At 62.8% G+C, this 12,876-nt stretch carries 16 protein-coding genes and 1 tRNA gene; 15 read left to right on the top strand and 2 right to left on the bottom strand.

What is annotated here, in order from left to right; translation table 11 throughout:
* The first annotated feature begins 148 nt into the window (after positions 1 to 148).
* The 6 genes from coxB (at position 149) to BT173_RS08310 (ending at position 4,742) form a co-directional block, all read left to right on the top strand.
* Complete coding sequence (gene coxB, locus BT173_RS08330; RefSeq protein ID WP_072428191.1) at positions 149 to 1,267, top strand: cytochrome c oxidase subunit II; 1,119 nt, start codon at positions 149 to 151, stop codon at positions 1,265 to 1,267.
* A gap of 24 nt (positions 1,268 to 1,291) precedes the next feature.
* Positions 1,292 to 2,920 carry a cytochrome c oxidase subunit I gene (ctaD, locus tag BT173_RS08325; protein WP_072428190.1) on the top strand — a complete coding sequence of 543 codons (1,629 nt, stop codon included), beginning with the start codon at positions 1,292 to 1,294 and terminating at the stop codon, positions 2,918 to 2,920.
* A 9-nt stretch (positions 2,921 to 2,929) separates the two neighbouring features.
* Positions 2,930 to 3,028, top strand: coding sequence for a cytochrome oxidase small assembly protein (locus BT173_RS19750; RefSeq protein ID WP_217651430.1), 99 nt, complete (start codon positions 2,930 to 2,932; stop codon positions 3,026 to 3,028).
* 1 nt (position 3,029) lies between these two features.
* Complete coding sequence (locus BT173_RS08320; protein WP_072428189.1) at positions 3,030 to 3,599, top strand: cytochrome c oxidase assembly protein; 570 nt, start codon at positions 3,030 to 3,032, stop codon at positions 3,597 to 3,599.
* Between the two features lie 7 nt (positions 3,600 to 3,606).
* A complete protein-coding gene (locus BT173_RS08315; RefSeq protein ID WP_072428188.1) occupies positions 3,607 to 3,816 on the top strand; it encodes a DUF2970 domain-containing protein in 210 nt (69 codons plus the stop codon).
* Positions 3,817 to 3,890: 74 nt separating this feature from the next.
* Positions 3,891 to 4,742: a cytochrome c oxidase subunit 3 gene (locus BT173_RS08310; protein WP_072428187.1), complete on the top strand. Its 852-nt coding sequence runs from the start codon at positions 3,891 to 3,893 to the stop codon at positions 4,740 to 4,742.
* A 74-nt stretch (positions 4,743 to 4,816) separates the two neighbouring features.
* Here the strand turns inward: BT173_RS08310 and BT173_RS08305 are convergent, their stop codons facing one another.
* Entirely contained in the window at positions 4,817 to 5,017 is a 201-nt protein-coding gene (locus BT173_RS08305; protein WP_072428186.1) for a twin transmembrane helix small protein, read from the bottom strand.
* Positions 5,018 to 5,060: 43 nt separating this feature from the next.
* On the opposite strand from BT173_RS08305, the gene BT173_RS08300 reads away from it, so the two are divergent.
* From BT173_RS08300 to BT173_RS08275, 6 genes are all read left to right on the top strand, one after another.
* Positions 5,061 to 5,771: an SURF1 family protein gene (locus tag BT173_RS08300; RefSeq protein ID WP_084658350.1), complete on the top strand. Its 711-nt coding sequence runs from the start codon at positions 5,061 to 5,063 to the stop codon at positions 5,769 to 5,771.
* Entirely contained in the window at positions 5,768 to 6,343 is a 576-nt protein-coding gene (locus BT173_RS08295; RefSeq protein WP_072428185.1) for an SCO family protein, read from the top strand. Before BT173_RS08300 ends, BT173_RS08295 begins: the two co-directional genes overlap by 4 nt.
* 184 nt (positions 6,344 to 6,527) lie before the next feature.
* The gene (locus tag BT173_RS08290) at positions 6,528 to 7,502 is read left to right on the top strand and encodes a COX15/CtaA family protein (RefSeq protein ID WP_072428184.1); all 975 of its coding nucleotides are present in this window, start codon (positions 6,528 to 6,530) and stop codon (positions 7,500 to 7,502) included.
* 13 nt (positions 7,503 to 7,515) lie between these two features.
* Positions 7,516 to 8,430: a heme o synthase gene (gene cyoE, locus BT173_RS08285; RefSeq protein ID WP_072428183.1), complete on the top strand. Its 915-nt coding sequence runs from the start codon at positions 7,516 to 7,518 to the stop codon at positions 8,428 to 8,430.
* Positions 8,431 to 8,434: 4 nt separating this feature from the next.
* Positions 8,435 to 9,022, top strand: a complete 588-nt coding sequence (locus tag BT173_RS08280; protein ID WP_072428182.1) for an SCO family protein — start codon at positions 8,435 to 8,437, stop codon at positions 9,020 to 9,022.
* Positions 9,023 to 9,160: 138 nt separating this feature from the next.
* The gene (locus BT173_RS08275; protein WP_072428181.1) at positions 9,161 to 9,913 is read left to right on the top strand and encodes a flagellar brake protein; all 753 of its coding nucleotides are present in this window, start codon (positions 9,161 to 9,163) and stop codon (positions 9,911 to 9,913) included.
* Here the strand turns inward: BT173_RS08275 and BT173_RS08270 are convergent.
* Entirely contained in the window at positions 9,895 to 10,818 is a 924-nt protein-coding gene (locus BT173_RS08270) for an SDR family oxidoreductase (RefSeq protein ID WP_245794151.1), read from the bottom strand. The two genes, BT173_RS08275 and BT173_RS08270, sit on opposite strands and share 19 nt — an antisense overlap.
* Here BT173_RS08270 and BT173_RS08265 point away from each other — a divergent pair.
* The 3 genes from BT173_RS08265 to BT173_RS08255 all read left to right on the top strand — a co-directional run.
* Positions 10,817 to 11,845 carry a CDP-6-deoxy-delta-3,4-glucoseen reductase gene (locus BT173_RS08265; protein ID WP_072428180.1) on the top strand — a complete coding sequence of 343 codons (1,029 nt, stop codon included), beginning with the start codon at positions 10,817 to 10,819 and terminating at the stop codon, positions 11,843 to 11,845. The genes BT173_RS08270 and BT173_RS08265 overlap by 2 nt on opposite strands.
* Before the next feature lie 22 nt (positions 11,846 to 11,867).
* Positions 11,868 to 11,943: transfer RNA gene (locus BT173_RS08260), tRNA-Thr, on the top strand.
* 178 nt (positions 11,944 to 12,121) lie between these two features.
* A partial coding sequence (locus tag BT173_RS08255) for a tyrosine-type recombinase/integrase (RefSeq protein WP_139256102.1) occupies positions 12,122 to 12,876 on the top strand: 755 nt, incomplete at its 3' end.

The following is a 12,876-nucleotide window of genomic DNA, read 5'->3' as shown; positions in this document are numbered from 1 at the left end:
ACCCCATTTTCCTCTGCTAGCATGCATGCGACTTTTTGCCGCAGCTTTGACGCTGGTCAAGGCAGAGCGACAAAGCGAAACGACGCCGGAACACCGGCGCAGAGGGAAACGACGTCCGCGCCCGCGGGCGTGCCGTCATGGGGACAATATGAAGAACCGCGCATCCGGCCTGATCGCTTCACTGCTGCTCGCCGTCAGCCACCCAGCTTTTGCCGACTACAAGCTCAATCTGCAAACACCCGTCAATGACCTGGCCCGCGAGGTCTATGGTCTGCACACCTTCCTCCTGGTGATCTGCACGGTCATCTTCGTGGTGGTGTTCGGGGTGATGTTCTACTCCATCTTCAAGCACCGTAAGAGCCGCGGCCACAAGGCGGCCAACTTCCACGAAAGCACCACGGTCGAAATCATCTGGACCATCATCCCGGTGCTTATCCTGGTCGCCATGGCCTGGCCGGCCACCAAGGTGATCATTGCCCAGAAGGACACGCGTGGCGTGGACATGACCATCAAGGTCACCGGCTACCAGTGGAAGTGGGGCTACGACTACCTGGATGAGGGTTTTGCCTTCCATAGCCGCCTGAAGACCCCGCAGGAACAGTACGAGAACTTCGGCGGCGAGAAGCCGGTGCGCAATGCCGACTACCTGCTGGAAGTGGATAACCCGGTGGTGGTGCCGGTGGGCAAGCGCGTACGCGTGCTGCTGACCGCCAATGATGTGATTCACTCCTGGTGGGTGCCAGCCTTCAGCGTCAAGCAGGACGCCATCCCCGGCTTTATCCGCGATACCTGGTTCCAAGCCGACAAGGAAGGCGTCTACCGTGGTCAGTGCGTGGAACTGTGCGGCAAGGACCATGGCTTTATGCCCATCGTCGTGCATGTGGTCAGCCAGGAGAAATACGCTGCCTGGGTGGTCGAGCAGAAAAAGCTGGCTGCCGCGAGCCAGGACGATCCGAACAAGGTGTGGACGCAGGCTGATTCGGTTGCCCGTGGCCAGAAGGTCTACGAGGCAAATTGCGCGGTCTGCCACAAGCCGGACGGCAAGGGGCAGGGCGCCTTCCCGGCTCTGGATGGCTCCAAGGTGGTGACCGGTGACAAGGCTGGCCAGATCGACATCCTGCTGAACGGCAAGAACGCCATGCCGGCCTGGGGCAAGACCCTGTCGGATACCGAGATCGCGGCCGTGATGACCTACACGCGCAATAGCTGGGGCAATAAGACTGGCGAAGTGCTGCAGCCGGTCGATATCAAGACTGCCCGCAAGTGATGGCCGGATAAAGAGGACAAGAAAATGACCACCGCAACGCACGATCACGATCACGCTCACGATGATCATCACGATCATCACCCCACTGGCCTGGCGCGCTGGGTGACGGCAACCAATCACAAGGACATCGGTACCTTGTATATGTGGTTCGCCTTCATCATGTTCATCTCGGGGGGCGTGCTGGCCCTGTGCATCCGCCTCGAGCTGTTCAGCCCAGGCCTGCAGTTCTTCCGCCCTGAACTGTTCAACCAGTTCACCACCCTGCACGGCCTGATCATGGTGTTCGGCGCCATCATGCCGGCCTTCACGGGCCTGGCGAACTGGCAGATTCCGCTCATGATCGGCGCGCCCGATATGGCGTTTGCGCGCATGAACAACTGGTCATTCTGGCTCTTGCCACCGGCCGCGTTGCTGCTGATGATCAGCTTTGTGGTGCCTGGTGGTGCAGCTGCGGCGGGCTGGACGCTGTATGCGCCGCTGTCCACCCAGATGGGCATGGGCATGGACCTGACCATTTTCGCCATCCACATCATGGGTATCTCGTCCATCATGGGCGCGATCAATATCGTCACCACCATCCTGAACATGCGCGCACCCGGCATGACCATGATGAAGATGCCGATGTTCGTGTGGACCTCGCTGATCACCGCTTATCTGCTGATCGCCGTGATGCCAGTGCTGGCCGGTGCGGTGACCATGGTGCTGACCGACCGTCACTTCGGTACCAACTTCTTCAATGCCGCCGGTGGTGGTGACCCGGTGCTGTACCAGCATATCTTCTGGTTCTTTGGTCACCCCGAGGTGTACATCATGGCGCTGCCCGCCTTCGGCATCGTCAGTCAGGTGATCCCGACCTTCGCGCGCAAGCCGCTGTTCGGCTACCACTCGATGGTGTACGCGACCTCCTCGATCGCCATCCTCAGCTTCATGGTCTGGGCTCACCATATGTATTCGGTCGGCATGCCGGTTACCGCCCAGCTGTTCTTCATGTACGCAACCACGCTGATTGCCGTGCCCACCGGGGTGAAGGTGTTCAACTGGATCGCCACCATGTGGAAGGGAGAGATGAGCTTCGAGACCCCGATGCTGTTCGCCATCGGCTTTGTCTGCCTGTTCACGCTCGGCGGTCTATCCGGCGTGGTGCTGTCCATCGCCGCAGTCGATATCCAGCTGCACGACACCTATTACGTGGTGGCTCACTTCCACTATGTGCTGGTGGCCGGCGCGCTGTTCTCGCTGTTCGCCGCCGTCTACTACTGGCTGCCCAAGTGGACCGGCTATATGTACGACGAGAAGATGGGCAAGTTCCACTTCTGGTGGTCGATGATCTGGTTCAACGTGACCTTCTTCCCCATGCACTTCCTGGGTCTGGCCGGCATGCCGCGCCGTATTCCGGATTACGCGACCCAGTTCACCGAGTTCAACACGATTGCCTCGATTGGCGCGGCCATGTTCGGCTTCGGCCAGCTGATCCTGCTCTACAACGTGATCCGCACCATCCGCGGCGGCGTGGGTCCAGCCCCGCAAAAGCCATGGGAAGGCGCCCATACGCTGGAATGGGAAGTGCCGTCGCCGGCGCCTTTCCATACCTGGGAAACCCCGCCACCGGTGGCGCTGGTCGACAAGCTGTCGGCCGAGCAGAAGCTGCACTGAGGCCAGACCATGCAGAACAAGAACCTGCGCACCGGCCTGATCCTCGCCAGCATCGCGATTGCGATCGGGGTCGGCTTCATGGCCCGCTACTATCTGCTGGGGCACTGAGTTGACTCAGCAAGTGGATGCGGCCAGCGAGGTTCGTGCCGATAACCGCCGCCTGCTGGCCAAGCTCTTGGTGGTGGCGGTCGGCATGTTCGGCTTCGGCTTCGCGCTGGTGCCGTTCTACGAAAAGATCTGCCAGGTCACCGGTATCAATAATCTGTTCCGCCCGGATACGGTGGTGAACACGCAGGTCGACCAGCAACGCCTGGTTACCGTGCAGTTCGACGCCAATCTGCGCAGCGAGCTGCCCTGGCGCTTTGCGCCCGAGCAGCGCGTGATGCAGGTGCATCCGGGCCAGCTGGTGCAGGTGGTGTACGACATCGAGAACACCGGCAGCCGCCCCATCGTCGGCCAGGCCATCCCCAGTTACGGGCCGACCCGCGCCGCTGAGTTCTTTAGCAAGCTGGAATGTTTTTGCTTCGCGCAGCAGACCTTCCAGAGTGGTGAAAAGCGCCGCATGCCGGTGGTGTTCGTGATCGATCCGGCCCTGCCGGCCGATATCCACACCATCACCCTGTCGTACAGCTTTTTCGAGGTGGCCGGCACGGCCGCCGCGGCAAAACCGCAGTCCTGAGGCCGGCATGAGTGATAACGAGCGCAAGCCCAGTCTGAATCCCTTCAAGGCCATCGGTGCCGTGCTGGCGGCGTTTAGCGGCATACGGCGTGGCAAGGATTCGAAGGGCGATCTGCAGAAGCTGTCGCCGGTGCAGATCATCCTGGCTGCCCTGATCTGTGCCGCCGTGTTTATCGCCAGCCTCTTGTTGCTGGTGCGCAATATCGTGCCGGACTAGTTGCAGCCGGCAGAAGAAATAAGAGGGCCGGGCCAACCGGCACATAAACGAGAACCCATCTGGGAGCAGACACTATGGCAACGCATCAACCTGACTACTTTGTGCCGCAGCCGTCCAAATGGCCGCTGGTGGGCGCCTTTGCCCTGTTCTTCATCGGCCTGGGCGCCTCGCTGGCCGTGAATGCGGTCAGTGCCGGCTGGGGGGCGCTGGCCGTGGGCGTGGCCATCCTCATCTATATGCTGTTCGGCTGGTTCGGCGATGTGATCCGTGAATCGGAAGGTGGCGTGTATTCCAAGCGCGTGGATATCTCCTTCCGCTGGGGCATGGGCTGGTTCATCTTCTCGGAAGTGATGTTCTTCGCCGCTTTCTTCGGCACCCTGTTCTATGTGCGTACCATTTCGGTGCCCGAGCTGGGCAATATGGAGCACAAGCTGCTCTGGCCCGACTTCCGTGCCATGTGGCCGAACTCGGTGGCACCGAACGGCACCGAGCCCTATCAGGTGATGGGCGCCTTCGGCCTGCCGGCCTGGAACACCCTGATCCTGCTGACCTCGGGCGTGACACTGACCTGGGCACACTGGGGGTTGATGAAGAACAATCGCAGCCAGCTCAAGCTCGGCCTGCTGGTTACCGTGCTGCTGGGCGCGCTGTTCCTCGGTCTGCAGATGTATGAATACGCGCATGCCTGGGGTGATCTGGGCCTGACCCTGTCCTCGGGCGTGTACGGTGCCACCTTCTATATGATGACCGGCTTCCACGGCATGCATGTGTTCATCGGCGCGCTGATGCTGGCCGTCATGTATGCGCGCTCGCTGAAGGGCCACTTCACCGCCGAGCACCATTTCGCCTTCGAAGCGGCCGCCTGGTATTGGCACTTCGTGGACGTGGTGTGGCTGATCCTGTTCGTGTTCGTCTACTGGCTGTAAGCGCAGCGAATCGCTGCCAGAAACGGTGCGGTGTGTGTCACACCGCACCGGTTTGATTTCCCCCGGCCCAGGCTTCAGTAAACGCCGTGCGGGCGGATGTAGCCGAGCTTGGCGGCCAGCATCAGCAACAGAAACAGGCCCAGTGACAGCGCCACGCGCAGGGTCAGTGCCTTGACGGTTTTTTCCGAGCTGCCCTTGTGTTTGATCAGCGCAAACAGCGCGGAGCCCAGCGCGGCGAGGATGCCGATGATCAGCAGTACGATGATGATTTTCATGATGGTCGGTCAGTAATCAAGCCAAAGCTGAGTGTAGTCGCCCTTGTCTCATTCCCGCCATCGCTTCACCTGGCCCCTGCGCCGCCCCTCCTGGATCGTCCTGCTGGCTACTGCCCTGTTTGTGGCCCTGACCGTGCGCCTTGGCTACTGGCAGCTGGGGCGTGGCCAGCACAAGGCTGCCCAGGCTGCCCAGCTGGCCGAGCGCGAACGGCTGGCGGTACAGGACTGGCGCGGCGAGCTGGGCGAGCCCTACTGGCAGCGGCGCTTCCGCGTGCAGGGCGTGTGGCAGCCGCAGGGGCAAATCTATCTGGATAACCGCGTATACCAGCGCCAGGCCGGCTTTCATGTGCTCACGCCGCTACAACTGGCCGATGGGCGCTGGCTGCTGGTTAACCGTGGCTGGCTGCCCAAGCGGCCGGGCCAGCTGCCGCAGGCTGCGCCACCGACCGGGCCGGTGCAGTTGCTGGTACGCCTGCAGGCGCCGCAGCAGCACTATGTGGAGCTGAGCCGGCAGGCTGATGCCGGACCGGTCTGGCAGAACCTCGACTGGGCGCGTTATCAGCGCCAGTTCCCGCTCGCGCAGGTGGCGGCGCTTGCCCTGCAGCTGGACGGGCAGGATGCGCTCAAGCGCGACTGGCCGGCGCCTGACCTCGGGGTGGAAAAGCATTACAGCTACGCTGGCCAATGGTTTCTGTTCGCCGCGCTGGCCGTGGCACTGTTGATTATCTTGCACTGGAAACGTCGTCCCACATGACTGAAGCCCCTACCCAGAAAAAAGCGCGCCAGGGCCGCTGGACCCTGTTTGCCCTGATCGCCGTCACCATTGCCCCGGTGCTGGCTTCCTATCTGGCCTATTACGTCTGGAAGCCCAGTGGTGGCAAGACCTATGGCGAGCTGCTGGCCGTGCAGCCGGTGCCGGCCTTCAAGCTGGCCACGCTGGATGGCCAGCCGGCCAGTCTTGCCGAGCTGAAGGGCAAGTGGCTGCTGGTGATGAGCGATTCGGGCGCCTGCGCCCAGTCCTGCCTCGACACCCTGCATGCGCTGCGCCAGTTCCGCGTGGCGCAGGGCAAGGAAATGGACCGGGTCGAGCGCCTGTGGTTGCTGACCGATGCCACCCAGCCCAGCGCTGCCGCCCTGCAGCAGGCCGATGGCGCCAAGCTCTTGCGCGCGCAGGAGGCGATTCCCCTGCCGGCCAGTCAGGCCGATAGCTTCTACCTGATCGACCCGCTCGGTAACCAGGTCATGCGCTACCCGCGCTCGGCCGAGCCGGGCAAGGTGATCAAGGAGCTAACCCGCCTGCTGAAGAACAATGAAAACATCGGCTAAGCGCCGCCCTGCACCGCTAGCTGGCGTGGCCTAGCCCACGCCCGGATGGGCGGCCAAGGCCGCCGCAGTGTTGCAAATGCCCTGCGACTTGCACGGCTGGGCCGGCCGGATTCGGCAGGCCGGCTAAATCTGTGTAGTCTGCCGACGCCGCCTGGCTTCACGCTTCACCTCTCTTATTGCGCTCATGTACAAGAAACTCGTTCTGTTGGCCTTGCTGTGGACCTTCTGCCTGATCGTACTCGGCGCCTATGTACGCCTGTCCGATGCGGGCCTGGGTTGCCCCGACTGGCCGGGCTGCTATGGCCAGCTCTCGCCCCACCACGCGGCCGAGGAAATCAGCGCCGCCCATGCCGAACAGCCGCATGGGCCGGTCAGCCTGGCCAAGGCTTGGAAGGAGATGGTGCACCGCTATTTCGCCAGCGCGCTCGGCCTGCTGATTCTGGCGATTGCTGTGCTGGCAGTGCGTGACCGTGCGCGCCTACGCCAGTCCCCGCTGCTGCCCATCCTCACCTTTCTGGTGGTGTGCTTCCAGGGCGCGCTGGGCGCCTGGACGGTGACCATGCTGCTCAAGCCGGCCATTGTCACCTCGCATCTGATCGGCGGCATGACCCTCTTGGCCATGTTGGTCTGGCTGCATCTGCGCCAGCGCGATTGGCCGCGCGCCGAGCGTGGCGCACCGCAGTTTCGCGGCCTGGCCCTGCTGGGCCTCGTGATCGTGGCCGCCCAGATCATCCTTGGTGGTTGGGTCAGCACCAATTACGCCGCGCTGGCCTGCACCGACTTCCCCACCTGCCAGGGCAGTCTGCTGCCGCAGATGGACTTCCGCGACGCCTTCCATGTGCTGCGCGAACTGGGTCAAACGCCCGATGGTGAAATGCTCAGCATGGCGAATCTGACCGCCATCCACTGGCTGCACCGCCTGGGCGCGCTGCTGACTTTTGCCTACCTGGCCTGGCTGAGCTGGCGCTTGTATGCCCAGGGTGTTTTGCGTAGCCTTGCCCTCGCCATTGGCCTGGCGCTGCTGCTGCAGGTCTCGCTGGGCATTGCCAATGTGCTCGCGCATCTGCCGCTGACTGTGGCCGTGCTGCATAACGCAGGCGCTGCCCTGCTGCTGGTCTTGCTGGTTACCCTGAATTTCCGCCTGGCGCACCGCCGCTGAGATAGGAGCCCCGATGAGCACTGCTACGCTGCCCCATAAAGCCTCGCCGTCGCTGCGTGCCAGCCTGCGCGAATTCCTGGCGCTGACCAAGCCACGCGTGGTGGCGCTGATCGTGTTCTGCGCAGTGATCGGCATGTTCCTGGCCACCCCGGGTCTGCCGCCGCTGCTGCCGGTGCTGGCGGCCACGCTGGGCATCGCCCTGGTGGCGGGTGCCGCGGCGGCCGTCAACTGCCTGGTTGAACAGAAGATTGATGCGCTGATGGCGCGCACGCGCGCGCGCCCCTTGCCGCGCGGCCAGGTCACCAGTCGGCAGACGCTGATCTTCGCCAGCCTGGTTGGCGGCCTTGGTCTGTGGCTGCTGTATGCGCTGGTCAATCCGCTCACCATGTGGCTGACCCTGGCGACCTTTGTCGGCTACGCGATCATCTACACGCTGCTGCTCAAGCCCAATACCCCGCAGAACATCGTGATTGGCGGTGCCTCGGGCGCCATGCCGCCCATCCTGGGCTGGGCCGCCGTCACCGGCTCGGTCAGCCACGATGCGCTGATCCTGTTCCTGATCATCTTTGCCTGGACCCCGCCGCACTTCTGGGCGCTGGCCCTATACCGGCGCGAGGAATACGCGCGTGCCGGCCTGCCCATGCTGCCGGTCACCCATGGCGAGGCCTTCACCCGCCTGCATGTGCTGCTCTATACGCTGATCCTGACCGCGGTCACCCTGCTGCCGGTGGCTACCGGCATGGCCGGCTGGATCTATCTGGTCTCCGCCCTCGTGCTCGATCTGCTCTTCCTCGGCTACGCCTGGCAGATCTGGCGCAAGTATTCCGATGCGCTGGCGCGCAGCGCCTTCCGTTACTCGATCCTCTATCTCTCGCTGCTGTTTGCTGCGCTGCTGGTGGACCATTACCTGCGTTTCCCGCTGAGCTAAGCCGATGCGTAACCTGATCCTGCTGGCCATCTTGGGCATGCTGAGCCTGGCTGGCTGCGGCCAGCAGGCCAAGCCCGCTTTTCAGTCCACCGATGTAACCGGTGCGCCCATCGGCGGTGAATTCCGCCTGACCGGCCACGATGGCAAGCCGCGCAGCCTGGCCGACTTCAAGGGCAAGGTGGTGGTGCTGTTCTTTGGCTTTACCCACTGCCCGGACGTGTGCCCGACCACCATGTATGAGCTGTCCGAGGCGCTCAAGCAGCTGGGCGACAAGGCCAAGGACGTGCAGGTGCTGTTCGTGTCGGTCGACCCCGAGCGCGATACGCCGCAATTGCTGGGCAAATATGTGCCGGCCTTCAACCCCACCTTCCTGGGCCTGACCGGCAGCCCGGCCGAGATCCGCGCCGTGGCCGACAAGTACAAGATCGTCTACCAGAAGTCGGCCGTGGCCGGCAGCAGCAACCCGGCCAATTACACGGTGGACCATAGCGCCGGCAGCTATATCCTCGACAAGGACGGCCAGCTGCGCCTGTTCGTCAACTACGGGGCGGGCAGCAAGGTATTCGCGCACGATCTGGCCCTGCTGCTGTAGGCGTGGGCGGCGACGGACAAGCAAGCTCGGGTGTGAATCCATATAATGAGAATCTAAGACGGCACTGCCCGTCTGGCGCACGCATACCAACACAATAAATAGGCCGTAAACACCGTGGCGGAACAGGAACCAAACTCTGTGCAGGGCGAGAACGTCGCGCTGATCCCGGAAGGGACCGATGTGAGCGGCTTTCTGCTGCGCACGCCGATGGAAATCGGCTTCGTCTTGCGCTCGCTGGCGCAGAAGGGCGACCTGATCACCCTGCATTTCGACCACGGCCAGCATTCCTTCCTGACCGCCATCCTCGGCGTGGACGTCAAACAGCAGCAGTTCTGGTTCGATATCAGTGGCGTGGAAGCACTGAACCGCGCGCTGCAGCGTGCCGACCATATCGTGTTCGCCGCGGCGCCCGAGGGCGTGAAGGTGCAGTTCGTATTGGAAGGCGGCGTGTCGCTGCAGGATTACGACGACAAGCCGGCCTTTGTCTCGCGCTTTCCCGATGATCTGATCAAGCTGCAGCGGCGCGAGTACTTCCGCCTTGATACTCCGGTTGGCCGGCCGCTGATCTGCAAGCTGCCGCACAGCAATGGCAAGGTCTACGAGCTGCCGCTGCACGATATCTCGGTGGGTGGCGTGGGCCTATGGATGAGCGGCGTGGCCGATGTCGAGCAGCTGGATGTCTTTCATGGCTGCCGCATCGACCTGGGCACGTTCGGCATGATCGAGGTGAGCCTGGAAATCCGCAGCAAGCGCCAGGTCACCCGCCGCGACGGCACCGTGCAGACTATGCTCGGCACCCGCTTCGTGAACCTGCCGCGCCAGACCGAAAGCCTCTTGCAGCGCTATATCGCCCAGCTCGAACGCGAGCGCCATCAGCTGCTGCGTAACTGATCCAGCAAGGTATCGGGTGTCGGGTAGCGTAGCCGCAAGCCCAGTTCGCGCTTCAGGCGGGTATTGCTCAGCCGGCGCGATTCGCGCATGAAGGACCACAGCGCGGGCGATGCCTGCGCCTGCATCTGCGCATAGGGCAGGCGTGGCGGGCGCGCGAGGCCATGCGCATCGGCCACCTTGTCGAACCACTCCCCCATCTTCCATTCGCTATCGTCGCAGGCGTGGTACACGCGCCCCGGCTTGCCGCGGAACAGCGCCAGGCAGCAGGCCATGGCCAGATCGTCGGCATGGATATGGTTGCTATAGCCATCGCTGTCCGCCTCCAGCGCCGGGGTGGCCTTGCGCACTCGCTCCAGTGGCAGGCGATTGGCTGCATAAATGCCCGGCGCGCGCAGCACGCTTACGCTGCACTGGCTACGCCGGCCAAAAGCACGCAAATCGACCTCGGCCGCCACGCGCCGCTGCGCGCGATCCGATTCGGGCCGGCAGGGTCGGGTCTCGTCCAGATAGGCGCCCGCGCAGTCCCCATACACCCCGGTGGTACTGATGTAGACCAGGCTGCGTGGTAGAATCGCGCCTCGCGCGAGGGCGGCCAGCAGCCGGTGTGTGCGCGGGTCGCCGGCCTGGTCGGTGGCTGGCGGCGCCGAATGCAGCACCACATCGGCCAAGCCCGCCAGTCTTTGCAGGCTGGTCGGCTGGTCCAGGTCGGCCCGTACCGGCAGCACCCCCAGCGCACGTAACTGCGTGGCCCGCTCAGCGCTGCGACAGATTGCATAGACCCGGAAGCGCCGGGTCAGCCAGGGCAGGGCGCGCTCGACCACGTCGCCGCAGCCTACGATCAATAGTCTTCTTTGCATGGCGCCATTGTAATGGCCGACACGCAAGCCAACATCCAGGAATCTCATGGCCAGTCAGCTCACCATTGAACCGAGCAAGCAGCAGATCACCGTTGAAGACGGCGACACCATTCTGGATGCCGCCATGCGCGCTGGCTTCAATATGCCCTATGGCTGCCGCAACGGCGCCTGTGGCGCCTGTAAGGGTCAGGTGCTGTCGGGCGAGGTACGCCACCGCGACCATTCCACCTCGGCGCTCAACCAAACCGAACAAAGCCAGGGCCTGGCGCTGTTCTGCTGCGCCGAACCCGTGGGCGACGTCAGCATCGAATGCCGCGAAATTCTCGCCACCAAGGACATCCAGATCCGCACCCTGCCGTGCCGGGTCGAGCACATCGAGCGCGCCTCGCACGATGTGGCCGTCCTCTCGCTCAAGCTGCCCACCAAGGAACGCCTGCAGTTTTTGGCCGGCCAGTACATCGACATCCACACCAAGGACGGCAAGAAGCGCAGCTTCTCGCTGGCCAACCCACCGCATAACGACGACTACCTGCAGCTGCATGTGCGCCTGGTGCCGGGCGGCGAATTCTCCGAATACGTGCACAACTCGATGCGCGAGCGCGAAATTCTGCGCTTCACCGGCCCGCTGGGCTCCTTCTTCCTGCGCGAAGACTCCGACAAGCCCATTATCTTCCTGGCCAGCGGCACCGGCTTCGCCCCAATCAAGAGCATCGTCGAATACGCGATCAAGAAGGGCATCCAGCGCGAGATGATTCTCTACTGGGGCGCGCGCACGCTGGCCGACCTGTATATGCCCGAGCTGGCCAGCCAGTGGCAGATGGACCTGCCCAACTTCACCTTCATCCCGGTGCTGTCCGAACCGCTGACCGAAGACGCCTGGCAAGGCCGTACCGGCTTCGTGCACGAGGCCGTGCTGCACGACTTCGCCGACCTATCGGGCTTCCAGGTCTATGCCTGCGGCGCCCCGGTCATGGTGGAAGCCGCCCACGGCAGCTTCACCGGCCGCGGCCTGCCCGCCGACGAATTCTTCTCGGACGCATTTTTTCTTTCCAAAGATCTGGGCAAGAGCAAATAGATCGGTATAATCCGCCGCCTGTGCCGACTTAGCTCAGTTGGTAGAGCAGCTGCCTTGTAATCAGCAGGTCGCCAGTTCGATTCCGGCAGTCGGCACCAATACATAGTCTTGGCAAGTCCAAGAAAGTCTAAAAACCCGCATAGCTACTAGCTTTGCGGGTTTTTTCTTGTCCATGCACATCCCGGTTTGTGTGCCTCAATCCACGGTTTCTGTGTACCAAAATGTGTACCAAATTAGAATGGGTCCAAAATTTGGTACACACCTTGGTACACAAGCATGCCGTTATCCGATCTGGCGGTTCGCCAGGCTAAGCCCAAAGACAAGCCCTACCAGCTTTCCGATGGTGGGGCCTTATTCCTCGAAGTGACGATTGCCGGTGGTAAACGCTGGCTCTTTCGGTGTCGCTTCGAAGGCAAGCAGGTGAAGTTCACGCTAGGTGCCTATCCGGTCGTGTCGCTCGCCGAGGCCCGAGAAAAGGCCCTAGAGGCTCACCGGCAGCTCGAAGAGGGGAAGAACCCTTCGATAGCCAAGCGTGAGGCCAAAGCCGCTCAAGCCATCGATGCAACCAATTCGTTTGAGCTGGTTGCAAGGGAATGGCACACCAAGGAGCTGCCACGCTGGACGCCTAAGCACGCGGAGAAGGTGCTCAACTCGCTTGAGGCAGACGCCTTTCCTCGCTTGGGGCATTTGCCGGTCACTGAGATCAAGGCACCCATCGTTCTGGATGTGTTGCGTAAGATCGAGGCGCGTGGTGTGTCAGAGACTGCCGGCCGGGTGCTGCAACGAATAAGCGCCGTGATGCGCTATGCCATCCAGACCGGCCGGGCCAGCTACAACCCTGCTACCGACTTGCTGGGCGTGATTCGCGCCACCAAGGTGCAGCACAGGCCGGCATTGCAGCGTAACGAGTTGCCTGAGTTCTATCGGCGCCTGGAAGCTGAGCCACTACGCCGAGCCACCAAAATAGCTTTCAAACTGCTGGCGCTGACCTTTGTGCGCCCAGGTGAGCTGCGTGGAGCGCTTTGGGAGGA

This window comes from Chitinimonas taiwanensis DSM 18899, assembly GCF_900119825.1.
GTDB classification, from domain to species: domain Bacteria; phylum Pseudomonadota; class Gammaproteobacteria; order Burkholderiales; family Chitinimonadaceae; genus Chitinimonas; species Chitinimonas taiwanensis.
This window is presented reverse-complemented; position numbering and strand designations above follow the sequence as displayed.

Bases quoted from the DNA above. Each gene is read 5' to 3' on its own strand.
- coxB (WP_072428191.1), top strand. From the start codon at position 149: ATGAAGAACCGCGCATCCGGCCTGATCGCTTCACTGCTGCTCGCCGTC.
- ctaD (WP_072428190.1), top strand. From the start codon at position 1,292: ATGACCACCGCAACGCACGATCACGATCACGCTCACGATGATCATCAC.
- BT173_RS19750 (WP_217651430.1), top strand. From the start codon at position 2,930: ATGCAGAACAAGAACCTGCGCACCGGCCTGATCCTCGCCAGCATCGCG.
- BT173_RS08315 (WP_072428188.1), top strand. From the start codon at position 3,607: ATGAGTGATAACGAGCGCAAGCCCAGTCTGAATCCCTTCAAGGCCATC.
- BT173_RS08310 (WP_072428187.1), top strand. From the start codon at position 3,891: ATGGCAACGCATCAACCTGACTACTTTGTGCCGCAGCCGTCCAAATGG.
- BT173_RS08305 (WP_072428186.1), bottom strand. From the start codon at position 5,017: ATGAAAATCATCATCGTACTGCTGATCATCGGCATCCTCGCCGCGCTG.
- BT173_RS08295 (WP_072428185.1), top strand. From the start codon at position 5,768: ATGACTGAAGCCCCTACCCAGAAAAAAGCGCGCCAGGGCCGCTGGACC.
- BT173_RS08290 (WP_072428184.1), top strand. From the start codon at position 6,528: ATGTACAAGAAACTCGTTCTGTTGGCCTTGCTGTGGACCTTCTGCCTG.
- cyoE (WP_072428183.1), top strand. From the start codon at position 7,516: ATGAGCACTGCTACGCTGCCCCATAAAGCCTCGCCGTCGCTGCGTGCC.
- BT173_RS08280 (WP_072428182.1), top strand. From the start codon at position 8,435: ATGCGTAACCTGATCCTGCTGGCCATCTTGGGCATGCTGAGCCTGGCT.
- BT173_RS08265 (WP_072428180.1), top strand. From the start codon at position 10,817: ATGGCCAGTCAGCTCACCATTGAACCGAGCAAGCAGCAGATCACCGTT.
- BT173_RS08270 (WP_245794151.1), bottom strand. From the start codon at position 10,818: ATGAGATTCCTGGATGTTGGCTTGCGTGTCGGCCATTACAATGGCGCC.